Below are 18,731 nucleotides of genomic sequence, written 5' to 3' on the forward strand. Positions count from 1 at the left end.
GAAAAAGTGAATCCGACATGGAAAGTCAAACACGATTGAAAAATGTAATCATCGGCACATTTCTGGCTTTGTTAATACTTTATGCGATGTGGTCAGTTTTTTTGATGCTAACCAGTTTTCAATTACACAATCTGACATCGCGTGAAATTTGCATTGAGGAGATAGACGTTGGCGTATTTTCGTTTCTTGATGACAAGCCTGCCAAAATTCGTGAACTCATCCATTTTTCAGGATTCTCTCCCCGTCAAGTCGATGTCGCTTTAACTTACTCAAATGGATTGTGTAATTCGACAGAAAAAGAAATGATTACCTCACATTGTCTGCTTGAAAGACATGGAGCAGACTACTGCTATTTATCACTCTTTCAAGACGAAAAGCTGAGTTGTGAGTGCTATGAATAGAAATCAAGTTGGCTGACCCCTTGATACCTTCTTCCGATGGTGAATTGCATCACGTTGAAATCAACCTGGATCTGGCTGAACGATTACCCAATGCTGCGCCCTGGGGGCAAGGCTTTAAAGAACCGCGATTCCACGGTCTGTTTGAAGTCGCAGACTGGCGCTTGGTGGGAAAGAACCAGGATCATTTACGCCTGCCCGATAGTCGTAAAATCACCGCCATGGCCTTCAGGCAAGGCAAAACCGACTGGCTGGAGCAGGGCACAGAAGTCCTGATTCGTTACAGGCTGGTCGTGACCGAATTTCGAGCCATCAAATCATATTACGTTATTTTTTTGTTGCTTTTTAATATACAAGTAATATTCGGATCCAATGTAATGATTAGAGTTGGCTAACAAATGAGGTTTCCAAATAAGGCATCTGATAAGTCAAAGATGAAACCATTTGTTATCAGCATGATGCTAATTATGCTATTGCTTTATTTAGCATGGTCAACTTCTCAACTCATGACCCAAGTTCTTATTCACAACAATTCGCTTAGTAAAATTTGTATTAAGAAGGTCAAGCTGGGGGGAATGCAATCTTATGTTAATGAAGAATCAGTCGAGGCTGCAGGGAGCACAGCCTTTATGGCTTTAGTGCCCAAGGAAGAGCGGGTGTTGCTAGCGTATTCATACGGACTGTGCGGTGCAGGTGATGATGAGTTGTACACCTCAAATTGTATGCTTAAAAAAGGTACATCATACTCATGCTATGTATCAATCACTAGACATGGAAAGTTGAGTTGTGAGTGTAATGAGTAGCCATTTAATATTCTAAGACCATGAAAAATCGCTTCACCCGCAGACAAAGTCTTAAAATGCTCGCTGCCAGTCTGGCTGTGACGCTGCTATCACCGCTGCCAAGCCTGGCCGCAAGCAGAGTTGTTTCGGAAACGCTATTCAAAGGATAAAACGCTGCCGGTGACTGGTATGGGGAGATCAATGGGGGCAGACATGATTGAAAATCGATCGACCCTGAACTCCTCAGATTCATTATTGAATAACATCATCAGGAGAGGCTATCTTTAATTTAATCGCAAGATGGGTTAATTCAATATCATTGGCAACGCCCAGTTTGTTTTTGATTCTGTAGTGACAATTCGCTGCTGTTTTAGGGCTGATATTCAAAATCTCGGCGATCTGTTCAGCTGACTTAGCCATCACGATCAGTCTTAATATTTCGAATTCTCTCGGAGAGAGCTGTTTGATTGCCTCCGTCTGACTCGCAACATGCTCAATTGCCAATGCATGCTCTATGTCTGGACTTAAAACAAGTTGTTTATGTCTCACCACATGACGAATCGCATCAATTAATTTGTCTGGGTTGCTGTTCTTTGTAATATAACCACGAGCGCCAGCCTTAATGCTTTTAGCCGCAATCAATCCGGACAAATGCATGGTAAATACAATAATACGGGCCGTAGGGTCATAAAAGCGGAGCTTATTAATGGTTTCAATACCGCTCATTTCAGGCAGATTTATATCGAGTAAAACTACATCGGGTTGTATAGATTTATAGAGTTGATAGCCCGTTTCTCCGGTGTTGGTCTCAGCCGCAATATGGATATCAGAGTAGGAGTTAATGAGGGCCCGATAGCCTTCACGTACGATAGCGTGGTCGTCAATCATTAGCACTTTTATGCAATCCGCCTGCATCAGGTTATTCATCTGGCCTGTTCAGTGACATAACGACATTCAGTTTTAAGCCGCCGTCTGGAGGACTGGTGAGCGTTAATTTTGCACCCAAGGCTTCAACTCGTTCAGATATACCGATCAATCCATGTCCAGCTGATAACTGAGTGACATTTGTCAGTTTCCCATCATCCTCAATGTCCAGTTCAAGCTGTGATTTTTGCGAGTCTAATTGAATGGTAATAAATGCATTTTTGGCTTGTGCGTGTTTGGCAATATTGGTGACGGCCTCCTGAACAATTCGAAATAACTGTAATGAATTTGCGCTTGAAACTGTATCTAACTGAGCACTCATTTCCAACTGATAGTGTATGCATGGACAATGTTGCTGCCAGTAGTTAATAAGTGATTGTAGACAGGCACTTAAGCCCAGATTCTCAATGTCTGTAGGGTTTAAGTAATCCAAAATATGCCTGAGTTGAATATGCATTGATGCTGTTACGGTGCAAGCCCTGCTTAGTGTTGTCTGAATGGCATCTGAGTCACTGTCGACAAGTTTCATCAGAAGACTGTGTGACGCCGTTAAGCCCGTCAGTGATTGCCCTAGTTGATCATGTAGCTCACGGGCCAGATATTTACGTTCCTCTTCTTGGACATTCATCAATCTAAACAGCAACTGTTGGTTTTCTTTCTGTGATTGTTTCAGTCTCTGCAGCATGTGATTTACGGTATTTGCCGTATCGTTCCATTCGACAATAGTAAAGTTAGGCAAGGAAGTCTCTAGGTTTTGATAGGCGATTTGATTGAGTCTGGAATGGATTAGTTTTAATGGCCGCATTACAAAACTGATACTGAAAAAAAGCAAGACAGACAAACTGATAAAGAGCAGGAGTGAATAGCTCATCAACTGATGTATCGCAGACCATGCAGTGCTGACTTGAACTGATTTATTCTGGCTTATCGATAATTCACCATAAGCTTTGTTTACGTGGTCAATAATGTGTTTCGTTTCTTCTTGAGGTGAAAAAATGTGCCAGTAAAGGGTCTCAAACCAAGCTGGCGTGACTTCTTGAATATCGGTTCCGCGACAGCGTCCTGCCTGACGATTTGAATGGTAAGCAAGAAAGCTGATGCAAACGCCTGGCGCATTACCCATTTCATCCCACAAAATATAATCGGGTAATCGTTTGATGTACTCAAACCCAGTCGCAATTCGAGTCACCTGTAAGTTCAATGTATTTAATGCTGAAGTTTCAGCGTGTCTAAATTGGGCTTGTGTGTATTTATTGGCTTTGAACAACGTATATGCAGATACCGTGATTAAACATAGGCTGGAACAGATAAACACGACGCTGATGAGATAGGTTGTGAGCCGCATAGCTAATTCGTTGGTAAAGGGGATTCAATTCTATATGACATCGCGGCTGTTTTGCGCTTAACAGAGATATTCGGGCAAAACACCCGTCTAATACGGTCAAAAACGGGTAAGTCTGGTGCTTGCGATGAAGTTAGGATAGTGACTTTTCAAACTGAAAAGGCGCAAAAATGACGACTTATGAATTTGATTATTACGCTGTAAATTGGCAGCAATTAACTGATTTTAATAATTTCTATTATTATATTTTTGATGTTGATGAAACACACCAACTGGTTGATGTGATATTCCATTTCTTGCCACATACGCCCATTGTGTTACACCGACATTGTGCGATTAACCACACATTCGTGATTCATGGTGAGCACCGCATTTATTATCCAAACGGAGAATTAAAAGAAATCAGACCGACGGGAAGTTATACCATCAGTCAGCCTGATGATTCACCACATAGAGAGTGTGGTGGGGATGATGGGACCATTGTCTTGTTTAATATTCGGGGGACACGTGGTGTGATGTACGAAATTATGGACGATGACGGAACCGTTATTGCTGAATTTGATATGGCGGCATTTAAGGAGCTATTTAAATTACAAGAGATAGGCACTGTTTTAACAGACTAGTTTTTGTTGAGATAAAATCGTGTTAGATACGATTGAAAAGCTAAATTTTGATTTATATTTTGGGATGATAAAAACGATGATTGAATTATATATAGACATAGGGTTAGCACGAGAGAACTAAAAAGAATTGAGCATTAGCATCTTAGTCAAAAGTACCTTAAATAGAGGACAGAAAAGCATATATCCAAAGATTAGATTTAATTAAAATTTGTAATCTTTAAGATTTCAAAAAATGGAGAGGCTAGGTACGAAATTGATAAAAAATCCATAGGCCAGAAGATCAACCTTTAGATCAATTTACAAAAGAATTTGTGAAGTCGCAGGCCTTTTCACTTATGACTGCATAGACGCATCGCGTTTTTAGTTTGGAATGATTAGAGTTCGTTCTACAAACACGCTGTTGAAATCACACTGATAATTAAATTGCATCAAGTCAGTAAGATGCGGACAATATCAATTCTTGCACCATGAACCAGCTACCTGAGTTTGAGGAAAATCATTGACGGATTCGATTTACCAGCAGATCGCAGAAAAAATCGATGGTTTCCAAGTCAGGCTGCAGCAGCAACAGATGGCAGATTTTATTGATGCACAACTGCAGGTTGTAAATGGTCCTCGAATGGCGGTGGTGGAGGCGCCAACCGGCGTTGGTAAGACATTGGGCTATCTGAGTGGGGCACTCCGCACCGCCCAGCAGCAAAAAAACTGTTGGTAATCAGCACCGCAACGGTCAATTTGCAACAGCAATTGATGCGTAAAGATTTGCCTGCTTTTTCTGCTGCTTTGGCCGAGCCAATTCGATTTATTCAAATAAAAGGCCGTCGGCGTTATCTTTGCCCGAGTCGGTTAGAACAGCTGGTCACTGAGCCACAGCAAACTGCACTGGATTTGGACGTCGATGAAAAATATCAGAACGCTATTTTTCAGGCTCAGGGAAAGCAGCTTTGGCAGCAGTGGGAATCCAATCAATGGGATGGTGATCGGGATCATTGTCAGCTCCCACTACAAATGCCGTTATGGCAGCAAATATCGACAGATTCTGAAGGCTGTGCGGGTAAAAGCTGCCGGTTTTATCAAACTTGCCCGTATTATGTTTTGCGGCGGGCCTTGACGCAGGCGCATGTTGCGGTGGTCAATCATGATGTGATTTTGAGCGATGCCGATTTGGGCGGCGGGCTGGTATTACCGCCGCCGGAAGAAATGGTCTTGGTTTTCGATGAAGCGCATAACTTGCCTCGAAAAGCTTTGGATCATGCTGCTAAGACATTGGATTTTATGCAGCTTGAACAAATGCTGGAATCTGCGGAAAAAATGCTTAAAAAGCTGCCGACAATTTTGGCTTATCGGACCGCTGATTTCGGCTATATTTTTAAAGAGTCTCGTTCGGCAATTTCAGCTTGTAATCAACACTTGCAATCGTTACAAACGCTGCTTGCTGATACCGATATGGTTAGCGATATGTTGCGTGGTGAATTGAGTGAGCCGCGCATATTTGCTGATCAGCCGTTATTTTCTGCCTTGTCTGTGCCGATGATAGCGTTGATGCAACAGGCAAATACACTTTATAAGCATGTTGTTTTGCTCGGCAAATGGCTTCGAGAAGGCATGGAGTCATTGAAGATTCCAGCACGGGTTGGCGAGGCTATTTTGCCGCAGGTTGGCACAGTTCAAAACCTGACAGGCTACCTATTGGATTTTGTTCAATTATTTTTAGCCGAACAGGTAGCGGATAAGCCACCGAATGTACTTTGGCTGTCTTTGTTGCAAACAAATCAGGATAAGCGCTTGTTGATGCATGCGGGGCCGATGACCGCAGCGGATTTTCTTGCCAAAACGCTTTGGTATCGCGCTTATGGCGTCGTGATCACGTCGGCAACGTTGCGCGGTATGGGCCGCTTTCAACGCTTTCGCCATGATTGTGGCTTGTATCAGTATGATTCCAGTTATTTTTTGGCGGTACCCTCGCCATTTAAATATCAGCAACAAGCCACATTGAATTTGCCGGCGATGCGCTATTTACCCAGTGAGTCGCCGCAAGAGTGGCAAATTGAGTTATCAGAAAAATTGCCAGATTTGGTTGATCTCAGCAGCGCGACATTGGTTTTGTTTACTTCTAAAGTGGTGATGCAGTTTGTTTATCAACGACTGCCTAAGGCATTGACGCAAGTTATTTTGATGCAAGGCGAAGGGTTGACGGCGAAACGGATGATTGAAAAACATTGTGAGCGCGTTGAATCTGGCCTGGGCAGTGTTTTGTTTGGGTTGGATAGTTTTGCAGAAGGGGTGGATTTACCGGGAGATCTGTGTACGCATGTCATTATCACCCGGTTGCCTTTTCCGGTTTTTACCCGGCCGATTGAACAAGCCCGTCAGGAATGGATTATCGCCAAAGGCGGCAGACCTTTTACGGCGCTATCTCTACCTGCCGTCAGTGTAAAATTGATTCAGGCTTGTGGACGACTGCTTCGTAAAGAAACGGACTATGGCAATATTACGATTTTGGACAGGCGATTATTGACCAAGGGCTATGGTCGTCAATTGCTGGCAAGTTTGCCGGATTATCGTTTGGAAAGACACTGAGTGATTAGCTCAACCCGGCGGTGAGCCGGGTTGAGCCAACAATACCATTAACTGCGGCTGGTGACCTCAAGCAAATGGTATCCGAATTGCGTTTTTACTGGGCCTTGTACCGTACCCACTGGCGCCGAGAAGACGACTTTATCAAACTCAGGTACCATCATTCCCGGGCCAAATTCACCCAGATCACCGCCTTGCGCTGATGATGGGCAAGATGAATGTTCTTTGGCAACAGCAGCAAAGTCTGCGCCTTGTTCAATTTCACGTTTTAATTCGTTACAAATTTCTTCACTTTCAACAAGAATATGTCTCGCAGTTGCTTTAGTCATGATCAATCCTATGGTTAGAAAAGTTATAGATTTTATGAATTTAAGGCGTCGAGCAGTGCCTGCGCCGTTTCGGCAGAAGAGGCCGGGTTTTGACCGGTGATCAATTTGCCATCGACTTGGACTAATGACGCCCAATCTTCACCTTTGTGATAAATTGCGCCGCGTTCTTTAAGCGCGTCCTCTAGTAAAAATGGCACAACTTGGGCCAGACCAACTGCTGATTCTTCACTATTAGAAAAAGCTGTGACGTTTTTGTCTTTGACCAGATACTCGCCATCGCTGGTTTTCACATTTAGCAGGACGGTTGGTGCGTGACAGACGCTCGCTACTGGTTTACCCGCGGCATAAAGCTGTTCAATGAGTTTTATTGAAGCAGGATGATTGGTGAGGTCCCAAAGCGGGCCATGACCACCAGGGTAAAAAACAGCATCGAAATCGCTTGAATTAACACTGTCCAAACGAACCGTATTAGCCAGATGCTGTTTGGCTTGTTCATCTTGATTAAATCGATCGGTGTCCGCTGTTTGGAAATCAGGTTGATCGCTTTTTGGATCCAGTGGGGGTTGACCGCCATTAGGTGATGCCAAAACGATTTCCGCACCTGCATCTTTTAAAACGTAGTAAGGTGCTGCAAATTCTTCGAGCCAAAAACCGGTTTTTTCACCGGTATTCCCCAACGCATCATGCGAGGTGAGTACCATTAAAACTTTCATGACGATTTCTCCCAAGCTAAAAGATAGTTATCAGACATGGGGTTGTCAGATCGATATCTCAAGTCATTGTGGCTTGGGATTGCCACTGCAGCATTTCGCCGGCACGCAGTGGAATCAATTGCGAGTCCGCAAAGTCTAGTGACTCTGGGACTTGCCAAGCTTTGCGGTGTAAGGTGATGGTGCCTTTGTTACGCGGTAAACCATAAAAATCTGGCCCATGAAAGCTGGCAAATGCCTCTAATTTATCTAAGGCATTCATGGATTCAAATGCTTCGGCATAAAACTCAAGTGCTGCGTGAGCACTGTAAATGCCTGCACAGCCACAACTGCTTTCCTTATCGTGTCGTGGATGTGGCGCGCTATCCGTGCCAAGGAAAAACTTATTACTGCCGCTGGTTGCGGCTTTAAGTAAAGCCTGCTGATGAATATTGCGTTTCAGAATCGGCAGGCAAAAATAATGTGGACGAATACCGCCAACCAACAAATCATTTCGGTTATAGAGTAAATGATGGGGCGTGATCGTTGCCGCTAAGTAGGCGTTTGCTTCATTAACGTAATCTGCGGCATCTTTGGTCGTAATGTGTTCAAAAACGATTTTTAGTTCTGGAAAATCTCGGCGCAGCTGAATCAGCTTATCTTCAATAAACCGTTTTTCTCGATCGAAAATATCAATTTCCGGGTCAGTGACTTCTCCATGGATGAGCAATGGCATGCCAAGTTTTTGCATCATTTCCAAAGTATTGGCGCAATGTCGTAGGTGCGTTACCCCAGCATCGGAATTGGTTGTCGCCCCAGCAGGGTATAATTTGACCGCTTTGACAAACTCGCTGTCTACGGCCATTTCAATTTCTGAAGCGGGCGTATTGTCGGTCAGATATAGTGTCATCAGCGGTTCAAAATCGCTGTTGTCAGGGCGAGCCGCGAGAATACGTTGCCGATAATCATTGGCCATGGCCGTTGTCGTAACGGGCGGTCTTAAATTCGGCATAACAATCGCACGAACAAATTGGCGCGCTGTATCGGTGACGGTGCGTTGGAGCGCAGTATCATCGCGAAGATGTAAATGCCAATCGTCAGGCCGCGTGATGGTAAGTGTGTTTGTTGAGCTTGATATCATGGTTGAACATTATGCCATAGCAGTGGCTCAGGCGGTGACAAGAATCTTCTTGTGATGGCGTCATGACGTCGATTGACGGCGTTTTTTCTTGACCGTTTTAGTCAGACAAAGTAACTTTACCCGTTTAATATCAAGCAGCATAATCGCGTGTGCGATTCGAGAGAGGAAGACGTGGAATTAAGCGGTGGCGAAATTCTGGTCCATTGTCTAAAAGACGAGGGCGTTGAGTTTTTGTTTGGCTATCCGGGTGGTGCCGTATTGCATATTTATGATGCACTGTACCAGCAGGATGCGGTCAAGCATATACTCGTCCGCCATGAGCAAGCAGCAACCCATGCTGCTGATGGCTATGCGCGTGCGACAGGCAAGCCAGGTGTGGTCTTGGTGACTTCAGGTCCTGGTGCGACAAATGCCGTAACGGGTATTGCAACTGCTTATATGGATTCCATTCCGATGGTGGTAATAACCGGTCAGGTTGCCACCGCGAATATTGGCAGTGATGCGTTTCAGGAGGTCGACTCCGTTGGTATCACGCGGCCTTGTGTTAAGCACAACTTTCTTGTTAAAGATATCAACGATCTTGCTGCGACGGTTAAGAAAGCTTTCTACGTGGCGACAACCGGCAGACCTGGCCCCGTTGTTGTTGATGTGCCTAAGGATATTACCGATCCGAATATTAAAATTCCTTATGTTTATCCTGAAAGTGTTTCAATGCGCTCGTATCAGCCGGTAACCAAAGGACATCCGGGGCAAATCAAACGCGCGATTGAGTTATTGTTAACGGCCAAGAAACCAATGGTTTATACCGGTGGTGGGGTTGTTTTAGGTCAAGCAGCTGCGCCGTTACGTGAGTTTGTGAAAAAACTGGGTTACCCGGTAACAACGACTCTGATGGGCTTAGGCTCCATTCCTTGGAATGATGATCAGTTTTTGGGTATGTTGGGGATGCATGGCACCTATGAAGCCAATATGGCAATGCATCAATGCGATGTCCTCATTGCGATTGGCGCCCGTTTTGACGACCGGGTAACCGGGAAAATCGCGGAATTTTGCCCGGATGCAAAAATCATCCATATTGATATTGACCCTTCTTCCATTTCGAAAACGATCAAAGTTGATGTGCCGATTGTCGGCGGAGTCGCGGATGTTTTAAATGACATGAATCATCTGCTCGATATCAGTAAGTCAGCACCAGATAGGCAAGCCATTGATGATTGGTGGACATTAATTAACAGTTGGCGTGCGAAACAATGCATGAGCTATGACCGTGGTAGTAGCAAAATTAAACCTCAAGCGGTTATCGAGATGGTGCACGAAATTACGGGCGGTAATGCCTATGTGACTTCGGATGTCGGACAACACCAAATGTGGGCGGCGCAATATTATGGTTTTAGTGAGCCAAATCGCTGGATTAACTCCGGTGGGCTAGGCACCATGGGGTTTGGGCTGCCTGCGGCAATGGGTGTTCAATTGGCCTTTCCTGAAGAAACCGTCATCTGTGTGACAGGTGAAGGCAGTATTCAAATGTGTATCCAGGAACTGTCAACGTGTCTTCAGTATGGACTGCCAGTGAAGATCGTTGCGCTTAATAATCGATATTTAGGCATGGTTCGTCAGTGGCAAGAATTTTTCTACGAAAATCGTTATTCGCATTCTTATATGGAGTCGTTGCCTGACTTTGTAAAACTGACAGAATCTTATGGCCATGTCGGGATTCGTATTGAACGTGTTGAAGATCTTCGTCCCAAACTGGAAGAAGCGTTTGCACTTAAAGATCGATTGGTCTTTCTCGATATCGTGACCGACCAAACAGAAAATGTTTATCCAATGATTGCGCAAGGCAAAGCACATAACGAAATGCATATGTCACCACACTGCGAGCCACCACAAGATCCTGAGCGGGAGCTATCGTGATGCGTCATATCATCTCAATTCTGATTGAAAATGAAGCAGGCGCATTATCGCGGGTTGCCGGATTGTTTTCAGCGCGTGGTTACAACATTGAATCGTTGACGGTTGCACCAACAGAAGATGGTTCCTTATCGCGGATGACGATAGTTACCACCGGCACAGATCGGGTTATTGAACAAATCACCAAGCAGTTAAATAAGCTGGTTGATGTGGTCAAGTTAATGGAGCTTTCCGAAGGTCCGCATATCGAGCGAGAAATGCTGCTGATTAAAGTCAAGGCAGCAACGATGGACCAACGTGAAGATGTCAAACGTCTGGCAGATATCTTTCGTGGTCGGATTATCGATGTGACTTCAGCAACTTACACGATTGAACTTACCGGATCAGGTAACAAGCTCGATTCGTTTATTGAATCATTGTCCGAACATAAGATTCTTGAAACCGTACGCAGCGGCGTTTCAGGGATCGCACGGGGCGACAGAAGTCTACACATCTGACCGACACCAATTTAAAAACCAAGGAATACAAAATGAGTTTGAATATTTACTACGATAAAGATTGTGATTTGTCGATCATTCGTGGCATGAAAGTTTTGATCATCGGTTATGGTTCACAAGGCCATGCCCATGCTTGCAACCTGAAAGATTCTGGCGTTGATGTAACTGTGGCACTGCGTGCTGGTTCATCGTCTATTGCTAAAGCCGAGGGCGCTGGTTTGAAAGTTTCTGACAACGTTTCAGAAGCAGTAAAAGGTGCAGATCTGGTGATGGTTCTGACTCCGGATGAATTCCAGTCACAACTGTACAAGCAAGAAATCGAACCAAACCTGAAACAAGGTGCGGTGCTGGCTTTCGCCCATGGCTTCGCCATTGTTTACAACCAAATCACCCCGCGTTCTGATTTGGACGTTATCATGATTGCGCCAAAAGCGCCTGGTCACACTGTACGTAGCGAATTTGTTAAAGGCGGCGGTATTCCTGACCTGATCGCTATCGAACAAGACGCGTCTGGTAAAGCAAAAGACATCGCGCTGTCATACGCCTCAGGTGTGGGTGGTGGTCGTACTGGTATCATTGAAACCACCTTCCGTGACGAAACTGAAACCGACCTGTTCGGTGAACAAGCTGTGTTGTGTGGTGGTGCGGTTGAACTGGTTAAAGCCGGTTTTGAAACGCTGACTGAAGCGGGTTATGCGCCTGAAATGGCTTACTTCGAATGCCTGCACGAACTGAAGCTGATCGTTGACCTGATGTACGAAGGCGGTATCGCCAACATGAACTACTCGATTTCGAACAATGCCGAGTATGGTGAGTACGTCACGGGCCCACGCGTTATCAACGAAGAAAGCCGTTGGGCGATGCGTGAAGCATTGAAAAACATTCAGGAAGGTAAGTACGCAAAACAGTTCATCGCTGAAGGTCAAACTGGCTACCCTGAAATGACGGCGATGCGTCGTATCAATGCGGAGCACCCGATTGAACAAACCGGTGCCAAACTGCGTGAAATGATGCCTTGGATCCAAAAAATCGTTGATAAAAATAAAAACTAAACGTTTTTTGCTCTCCCAAAAAGGCCGGTCGCGTTACGCGGTCGGCCTTTTTTGTAAGTGTTGTTTTCGCCTGTCATAATGCAAGATTAGTTTACCGGTTACGGGGAGTATTTATGGTTCAGCACAAGCAGCAAAATCGCGGTATTTATTTGTTGCCTAACCTGTTTACCACGGCAGGTTTGTTTGCTGGTTTTTATGCCATTGTCGCAGCGATGCGGGGTGATTTTGCGACCGCTTCCATTGCCATTTTTGTTGCGATGCTGATGGATGGTCTGGATGGACGCATTGCCCGATTGACTAATACGCAAAGTGCTTTTGGCGCAGAATACGACAGTCTCGCTGATATGGTAGCCTTTGGCTTGGCGCCGGCGCTGGTGATTTTCGAGTGGGCACTGTCGGCAACCGGTAAGTTTGGTTGGATGGTTGCTTTTATCTATGCGGCATGTGGTGCACTGCGTTTAGCCCGATTTAATACGCAAGCTGATCATGCAGATAAACGCTTTTTTCAGGGCTTACCCAGCCCGGCTGCGGCTGCATGTGTTGCCGGTTGGGTCTGGGTTGGTGACACTTATCAAGTCGATTTATCAGTGATTTCAACCGTCGCCGTTCCATTAACGTTTATTACTGCGATTTTAATGGTCAGTACGGTGCGCTACCACAGCTTCAAAGAGCTTGATCTGCGTGGCAGGGTGCCCTTTATGGTGATCTTGGGTTTGGTTTTGCTGTTTGCGCTGATTGCGATTGATCCGCCGCTGATATTATTTTCGGCTTTTTTACTCTACGCTGTTTCGGGGCCTGTATTGACGTTGATTTTGATTCGCAAACGTCGGCATGAGCGAACGCAATACAATCGGTAAGTGGCTTTGTATTTGTGCTTACAAAATGGTTTCTGATGAATCTGTATTATTTGCTACGTAGCGTTACTGAGGTATCTCGCTAATGACACTGACGACGTTGCAGCGTCAAGTTCTACGCGAGATGGGGATCCCTGCCTGGCAGCAACGAGGGCAGGCTGCTGCGCAGGCGATGTCGACAAAACAGCTGGTTATTCAAGCGCCTTATCTGATTTTGTTGACAACCCCGTTATCTGCTATGGCGCAACGTTTGTTGGTAAACATATTAACGGCGGTCAATATCGGTGATGCCAACACGCAAGTTGAAGTAGAACAGACATTTTCTGAGCTATCCGATCCGCAAAGTCAACTTCATCACGTGCTCTATTTTTCGGCGCAGGTGCCAGCTTCATTGTTGACTGATACCGGCAAGCTGATTCACCTGCCAGACTTGGAGCATGTCATACATCAGCCGGCCCAAAAAGCAGAAATCTGGTCGTTATTACAACCACTATGTCAGTAACATTAGATCATGGCTGAGTCACGCCAAGTGATGCTTAATACGGATTTGCCAGCTGTTATCGCGATTGAGCAAGCGGCCAATCAATTTCCCTGGAGCGCGCAGAATTTTCGAGATTGTTTGCAGTCAGGTTATCAAAACTACGTATGGCGACAGCGCGCGCAAATCGTTGGGTTTTCGATAACACAAACGGTGCTGGATGAATTACATATTTTGAATATCTGCGTTTCACCCGCGCATCAGGGTAATGGGATCGGACGCTGTCTTCTTGAAGCCATTATTGCCCAAGCTGCTGAACAATCAGCCACATTAATCGTGCTTGAGGTGCGTGCAAGTAATCAGCGGGCACAACAGCTGTATTTTTCTTGTGGATTCAACGAAATGGCTACGAGGCGAAATTATTATCCAACACAGCATGGAAGAGAAGATGCTTTATTGCTGGGATTAAGCTTATCGCTGCGTGAGGAAGGTTGGTTTAATGGGTGAAGCTATGGTGTCTAAACTTGCCTTAAATGCCGTGCTGGCTTAGACTTAGCAATTACTTTTCAAAGACTGATGGGAGTTTTTATGACTTTTGAATTGCCAGCCTTGCCTTATGCTGAAAATGCACTTGAGCCACATATTTCTGCTGAAACAATTGCATTTCATTACGGCAAACATCATCAGACTTACGTGAACAACTTGAATAACCTTGTTCCGGGCACCGAATTTGAGGGACAGACGCTGGAACAAATTATTACTAATTCGTCAGGCGGTATTTTTAATAACGCAGCACAAATCTGGAATCATACCTTTTATTGGAACTGTTTAACGCCGAATGCCGACGAAGCGCCAACAGGTTCGCTTGCTGAAGCAATTAACCAGACGTTTGGTTCGTTTGATGCCTTCAAAGAGCAGTTTACTAAGTCGGCTACAACCAATTTTGGCTCAGGCTGGACATGGTTGGTAAAAAATGCCGACGGCAACCTTGAAATTGTCAATACCAGCAATGCTGGTTGCCCACTGACCAACGGCCAAACGCCGCTCTTGACCTGCGATGTTTGGGAGCATGCTTACTATATTGATTATCGTAATGCACGACCTAAATACCTGGAAAATTTTTGGGGCCTGATTAATTGGGAGTTTGTTGCTGCAAATTATGCAGCTTAGCCAATGAATCCAGGCGCGATGAAGCGCCATCATTAATTAACGTACATACTGAATAATGGCAGTTTCTCCTGAGACTGCCATTTTTTATTTTATTACTGGCATAAATTGCCAACATCGCCATTAGAAGGATGGCAGGGAGTGCAAAGTCATGGCTGAGAGTGTCATGCCGACTTATGGTCGTTTAGAGGTTAGCTTTCAACGGGGCGAGGGGGCTTGGCTGTTTGATGCCAACGATACCCCTTATCTGGACGCGTTGAGCGGTATCGCAGTGACCAATCTGGGCCATTGTCATCCAAAGGTAACACAAGCAATTTGTGAGCAAGCAGCCACATTGATCCATACCTCAAATGTTTACCACATTGCTTTACAACAGCAGTTGGCGGATAAATTAACCCAGCTATCCGGGATGGATCAGGTTTTTTTCTGTAACTCTGGTGCGGAAGCAAACGAAGCGGCAATCAAACTGGCACGCAAATATGGTCATCAAAAAGGGATTGAGAAGCCGGTTATTATCGTTATGGATGGCAGTTTTCATGGCCGTACTATGGCGACCTTAACGGCGACGGGTAACAGCAAGGTTCAAGTTGGTTTCGAACCATTGGTGCCGGGTTTTGTGCGTGTTCCTTATAACGATCTGGACGCGTTACGAATGGCAATAAGTCACTGGCCCGAAGCGGTTGCGGTGTTGTTGGAACCGATTCAAGGAGAAGGTGGGATCAAAATTCCAGATGCTGATTATCTCCGTTTAGTACGCGAGCTCTGTACGCAACGCAAGCTGTTAATGATGCTGGATGAAGTGCAGACGGGTATTGGCAGAACAGGAAAATGGTTTGCATTTCAACATAGCGAGGAACTGCTGCCGGACGTCATGACCTTGGCTAAAGGATTGGGAAATGGCATGCCTGTTGGTGCCTGCTTGGCAGCAGGGCCGGCCCTGGGAGTATTGGAAGCGGGCAACCATGGTTCAACTTTTGGTGGAAATCCGCTTGCGGCAAGAACGGCATTAGCTGTGCTGGAAACCATTGCTTCCGAGGGGGTGTTGCACCAGGTCGAAACGCTGGCTGAACGAATGAATACTGGGTTTCAGGCCAAATTGGGCGGTGTGGATGGGGTGAAACGGATTCGCCAGAAAGGCTTCATGATTGGTATTGAGTTGGCTTATCCCTGTGCCGAACTCGTCAAGGCGGCGCTGGCAGAGCAGCTTCTTATCAACGTCACAGCGGAAAAAGTGATTCGCCTTTTGCCACCCTTGATTATCAATGAAGATCAAGCCGATTTGATTGTAAACAAAGTCAGCACGCTGGTTATTGCGTTTCTGGCTAAACAAGCTGAAGTGAGTGTTGCCTGAAATGAAACATTTTTTAACTTTGCGTGATTTGACCCCATCAGAGCTGACCCGGCTGGTCGAGCGTGCAACCGAGCTAAAAAAAATGCAACAACAGGGGGAGGTTTATGAGCCTCTGAAAAATAAAGTATTGGCGATGATTTTCGAAAAATCATCGACTCGTACCCGGGTATCGTTTGAATCTGCAATGATTCAGTTTGGGGGCGGATCGATATTTTTGTCACCTCATGACACGCAGCTGGGGCGTGGCGAGCCGGTTGAAGATTCTGCGCGTGTTATTTCCAGCATGGTTGATGTCGTGATGATTCGGACTTTTGAGCATCGTAAAGTTGAGACCTTTGCCAAATACTCCAGCGTGCCAGTCATTAATGCGTTGACCGATGAATTTCACCCATGTCAGTTATTGGCAGATATGCAAACCTATTTTGAGCAGCGTGGTGATATTCGAGGTAAAACGGTTGCCTGGGTTGGTGATGGTAATAATATGTGTCACTCCTACATTAATGCAGCGCAGCAATTTGGTTTTAAATTAAATATTGCGGCACCGGCTGGTTATGAACCGCAGCAGTCAGTGATTGACGCAGCTGATGCCGAGCTGTTTATCTGTCATGATCCCAAAGCAGCCGTCAGTAACGCGGATTTGGTTGTGACTGATGTTTGGGCCAGTATGGGCCAGGAAGAAGAGCAGCGAAAACGAGAAGCTGCTTTTGCAGACTTTCAAGTTAATTCTGCACTGATGGCCTTGGCTGACAATGATGCTTTATTTATGCATTGTCTGCCGGCTCATCGGGGTGAGGAGGTGTCAGCAGAAGTCATTGATGGACCACAAAGTGTTGTGTGGCAAGAAGCGGAAAATCGCCTGCATGCTCAAAAAGCGTTATTAGAACTATTATGCGCTTGAGGTATTGCGGCTAAGTAAATGCCTATTTAAGGCTTCTAATCTTTCGACTGTACCAATATCTGACCAAGTGCCATCGAAATACGCTCCTGTAGCCCGCTGAGTGGCAATAGCCTCTAAAAGTAAAGGTTTGAGTGGCCTTTTTCGATCATCGAGCCCCGCAAATAAGCGCGGGTGATACACCCCGATACCGCTATAGGTATATTTTTTGTCGCCCGTTAAATCAAGTAATCCAGCCTGAGTAAGTGCAAAATCGCCATCAGGATGGTGTGCTGGGTTATGGGTTAGGATCAAATGGCAGTCTTTGTTATCGGCCAGGGCATGACGGAGTTTCCTAAACGGATAATCTGTCCATATATCACCATTTACCACAAGAAACGGTGCAGAGCCTAGAATCGGTAATGCATGGATAATTCCACCTGCTGTTTCAAGTCCACCGTTATTTTCTGCCGAATAAGTCAAATTGGCATGCCATTGATGTCCATCGCCAAGCACCGCTGGAAATTGTTCTCCTAAATGCGCGTGGTTAATGACGATTTCGTTAAAACCGGCACTGACAAGTTGCTGAATAAGATGAACGATTAAGGGTTTATTGCCGGCGAGAAGTAAGGGCTTTGGCGTATGGTCAGTTAACGGCCGGAGTCGTTCGCCTCGTCCTGCAGCAAGAATCATAGCTTTCATACGCGTTGTTCTATTTTATTTTCGTCTAAAAATGCGGCCAAAGGTTGTAGTTCAGGATACCGGCTACACACCTCGGTAACATAGTTGAGTACGACTTTTAAATCATTTAGATATTGTGATTTATTATCACGATAGTGCAACCTGCAAAAGATACCTAATACCTTTAAATGTCTTTGTAATCCCATAAATTCAAATGATTTTTTAAAATTATCAAAGTCGGTAAACGTCACGTTATGATGATTGGATCGTTCATAATAATACCTAAGCCATTGGGTGATTTTATGGGCTGGCCATTGGATGTAAGCATCTTTTAACAGCGAAACCAAATCGTAGCTTGCTGGCCCCCAAACAGCATCTTGAAAATCAATAATACCGACCGAACCATCGGATAACTGCATTAAGTTACGTGAGTGATAATCTCTGTGAACAAAACATTGTGGCTCACTCAGTGCATTATCAAGCAGCAGCGGATATAGCTTTTGGAGTAACGCAGGCGGCTTGAGTTGTAAATGCCGTTCCAGAAACCACTCATCAAACAGGGTTAACTCGCGCATTAATAATGATGCGTCATAAAGCGGGATGTCTGGCGGCTGCGCAATTGCCTGCATCTGAATGATCTGGTCAATTGCTTGATGATATAGCCGATCAGCAGAATCGGCTGTCAGAATATCCAAATAGGGTGTTGTGCCAAAATCATCAAGCAATAAAAAACCTTGCTGGGCGTCTTCGGCATAAATGTGAGGTACGGGTACATCATGCCGACTTAAGAGGCGGGCTATTGTGACAAAAGGGCGTACATCCTCATGCTCTGGCGGCGCATCCATGATAATTTTACTGCCGTTTGCAACTTTTAAACGAAAATACCGTCGGAAACTTGCGTCATTTGAAGCGACAGATATTTGAAAATTATTTCCTTTGTAAAACAGTTGTAGCCATTTCAGCATCAGTTGATATCGGGTTGTATTAGACATTGTTTGTGAAACAGATAAATTTAAAAAAACTCAGTGTATAGTATCAATTAGATATAGCGATAATGACGT

The 18,731-nt window shown here is 45.1% G+C and carries 21 protein-coding genes; 14 read left to right on the top strand and 7 right to left on the bottom strand.

What is annotated here, in order from left to right; genetic code table 11:
• The first annotated feature begins 17 nt into the window (after nucleotides 1-17).
• Both Q7C_RS12670 and Q7C_RS12675 read left to right on the top strand, forming a co-directional pair.
• Nucleotides 18-401, top strand: a complete 384-nt coding sequence (locus Q7C_RS12670; protein ID WP_014705181.1) for a hypothetical protein — start codon at nucleotides 18-20, stop codon at nucleotides 399-401.
• Between the two features lie 8 nt (nucleotides 402-409).
• Nucleotides 410-793 (top strand): hypothetical protein, encoded by a 384-nt coding sequence (locus Q7C_RS12675; protein ID WP_014705182.1) that lies wholly within the window; start codon nucleotides 410-412, stop codon nucleotides 791-793.
• Nucleotides 794-1,432: 639 nt separating this feature from the next.
• Here Q7C_RS12675 and Q7C_RS12685 read toward each other — a convergent pair.
• Nucleotides 1,433-2,107 (bottom strand): response regulator, encoded by a 675-nt coding sequence (locus Q7C_RS12685; RefSeq protein ID WP_238532326.1) that lies wholly within the window; start codon nucleotides 2,105-2,107, stop codon nucleotides 1,433-1,435.
• Nucleotides 2,100-3,449, bottom strand: coding sequence for a sensor histidine kinase (locus Q7C_RS12690; RefSeq protein ID WP_014705185.1), 1,350 nt, complete (start codon nucleotides 3,447-3,449; stop codon nucleotides 2,100-2,102). The genes Q7C_RS12685 and Q7C_RS12690 overlap by 8 nt, the downstream gene beginning before the upstream one ends.
• Nucleotides 3,450-3,616: 167 nt before the next feature.
• Here Q7C_RS12690 and Q7C_RS12695 point away from each other — a divergent pair, with 167 nt between their 5' ends.
• From Q7C_RS12695 to dinG, 3 genes are all read left to right on the top strand, one after another.
• Entirely contained in the window at nucleotides 3,617-4,069 is a 453-nt protein-coding gene (locus Q7C_RS12695; protein ID WP_014705186.1) for a hypothetical protein, read from the top strand.
• 499 nt (nucleotides 4,070-4,568) lie between these two features.
• Entirely contained in the window at nucleotides 4,569-4,784 is a 216-nt protein-coding gene (locus Q7C_RS13950) for a hypothetical protein (protein WP_014705187.1), read from the top strand.
• On the top strand, nucleotides 4,778-6,649 hold the full coding sequence (gene dinG / locus Q7C_RS12700) for an ATP-dependent DNA helicase DinG (protein ID WP_014705188.1): 1,872 nt from the start codon (nucleotides 4,778-4,780) through the stop codon (nucleotides 6,647-6,649). Before Q7C_RS13950 ends, dinG begins: the two co-directional genes overlap by 7 nt.
• Nucleotides 6,650-6,696: 47 nt before the next feature.
• Here dinG and Q7C_RS12705 read toward each other — a convergent pair whose 3' ends face one another.
• The 3 genes from Q7C_RS12705 to pyrC are packed head-to-tail and all read right to left on the bottom strand — an operon-like array spanning nucleotide 6,697 to nucleotide 8,805.
• Nucleotides 6,697-6,975 (bottom strand): peptidylprolyl isomerase, encoded by a 279-nt coding sequence (locus tag Q7C_RS12705; RefSeq protein WP_014705189.1) that lies wholly within the window; start codon nucleotides 6,973-6,975, stop codon nucleotides 6,697-6,699.
• Between the two features lie 32 nt (nucleotides 6,976-7,007).
• The gene (locus Q7C_RS12710) at nucleotides 7,008-7,688 is read right to left on the bottom strand and encodes a type 1 glutamine amidotransferase domain-containing protein (RefSeq protein WP_014705190.1); all 681 of its coding nucleotides are present in this window, start codon (nucleotides 7,686-7,688) and stop codon (nucleotides 7,008-7,010) included.
• 58 nt (nucleotides 7,689-7,746) lie between these two features.
• Nucleotides 7,747-8,805, bottom strand: a complete 1,059-nt coding sequence (pyrC, locus tag Q7C_RS12715; protein WP_014705191.1) for a dihydroorotase — start codon at nucleotides 8,803-8,805, stop codon at nucleotides 7,747-7,749.
• 171 nt (nucleotides 8,806-8,976) lie between these two features.
• Between pyrC and Q7C_RS12720 the strand changes: the two genes are divergently transcribed.
• The 9 genes from Q7C_RS12720 (at nucleotide 8,977) to argF (ending at nucleotide 17,013) form a co-directional block, all read left to right on the top strand.
• On the top strand, nucleotides 8,977-10,719 hold the full coding sequence (locus Q7C_RS12720; protein ID WP_014705192.1) for an acetolactate synthase 3 large subunit: 1,743 nt from the start codon (nucleotides 8,977-8,979) through the stop codon (nucleotides 10,717-10,719).
• Nucleotides 10,719-11,213, top strand: coding sequence for an acetolactate synthase small subunit (gene ilvN, locus Q7C_RS12725; protein WP_014705193.1), 495 nt, complete (start codon nucleotides 10,719-10,721; stop codon nucleotides 11,211-11,213). Before Q7C_RS12720 ends, ilvN begins: the two co-directional genes overlap by 1 nt.
• Before the next feature lie 38 nt (nucleotides 11,214-11,251).
• Complete coding sequence (gene ilvC / locus Q7C_RS12730; protein WP_041367214.1) at nucleotides 11,252-12,265, top strand: ketol-acid reductoisomerase; 1,014 nt, start codon at nucleotides 11,252-11,254, stop codon at nucleotides 12,263-12,265.
• Nucleotides 12,266-12,378: 113 nt separating this feature from the next.
• Nucleotides 12,379-13,122 (top strand): CDP-diacylglycerol--serine O-phosphatidyltransferase, encoded by a 744-nt coding sequence (gene pssA, locus Q7C_RS12735; RefSeq protein WP_014705195.1) that lies wholly within the window; start codon nucleotides 12,379-12,381, stop codon nucleotides 13,120-13,122.
• A gap of 82 nt (nucleotides 13,123-13,204) precedes the next feature.
• The gene (locus tag Q7C_RS12740) at nucleotides 13,205-13,621 is read left to right on the top strand and encodes a DNA polymerase III subunit psi (RefSeq protein WP_014705196.1); all 417 of its coding nucleotides are present in this window, start codon (nucleotides 13,205-13,207) and stop codon (nucleotides 13,619-13,621) included.
• Nucleotides 13,622-13,630: 9 nt separating this feature from the next.
• On the top strand, nucleotides 13,631-14,104 hold the full coding sequence (rimI, locus tag Q7C_RS12745; protein ID WP_014705197.1) for a ribosomal protein S18-alanine N-acetyltransferase: 474 nt from the start codon (nucleotides 13,631-13,633) through the stop codon (nucleotides 14,102-14,104).
• Nucleotides 14,105-14,185: 81 nt separating this feature from the next.
• On the top strand, nucleotides 14,186-14,767 hold the full coding sequence (gene sodB / locus Q7C_RS12750) for a superoxide dismutase [Fe] (RefSeq protein WP_014705198.1): 582 nt from the start codon (nucleotides 14,186-14,188) through the stop codon (nucleotides 14,765-14,767).
• Between the two features lie 148 nt (nucleotides 14,768-14,915).
• Nucleotides 14,916-16,115 carry an aspartate aminotransferase family protein gene (locus tag Q7C_RS12755; RefSeq protein ID WP_014705199.1) on the top strand — a complete coding sequence of 400 codons (1,200 nt, stop codon included), beginning with the start codon at nucleotides 14,916-14,918 and terminating at the stop codon, nucleotides 16,113-16,115.
• Nucleotide 16,116: 1 nt separating this feature from the next.
• The gene (gene argF, locus Q7C_RS12760; RefSeq protein WP_014705200.1) at nucleotides 16,117-17,013 is read left to right on the top strand and encodes an ornithine carbamoyltransferase; all 897 of its coding nucleotides are present in this window, start codon (nucleotides 16,117-16,119) and stop codon (nucleotides 17,011-17,013) included.
• Here argF and murU read toward each other — a convergent pair.
• Together murU and Q7C_RS12770 are read right to left on the bottom strand one after the other, a co-directional pair.
• Entirely contained in the window at nucleotides 17,002-17,691 is a 690-nt protein-coding gene (gene murU, locus Q7C_RS12765) for an N-acetylmuramate alpha-1-phosphate uridylyltransferase MurU (RefSeq protein ID WP_041366755.1), read from the bottom strand. The two genes, argF and murU, sit on opposite strands and share 12 nt — an antisense overlap.
• A complete protein-coding gene (locus Q7C_RS12770) occupies nucleotides 17,688-18,662 on the bottom strand; it encodes an aminoglycoside phosphotransferase family protein (protein ID WP_014705202.1) in 975 nt (324 codons plus the stop codon). The genes murU and Q7C_RS12770 overlap by 4 nt, the downstream gene beginning before the upstream one ends.
• Between the last annotated feature and the right edge of the window lie 69 nt (nucleotides 18,663-18,731).

It is taken from the genome of Methylophaga frappieri, assembly GCF_000260965.1.
GTDB classification, from domain to species: domain Bacteria; phylum Pseudomonadota; class Gammaproteobacteria; order Nitrosococcales; family Methylophagaceae; genus Methylophaga; species Methylophaga frappieri.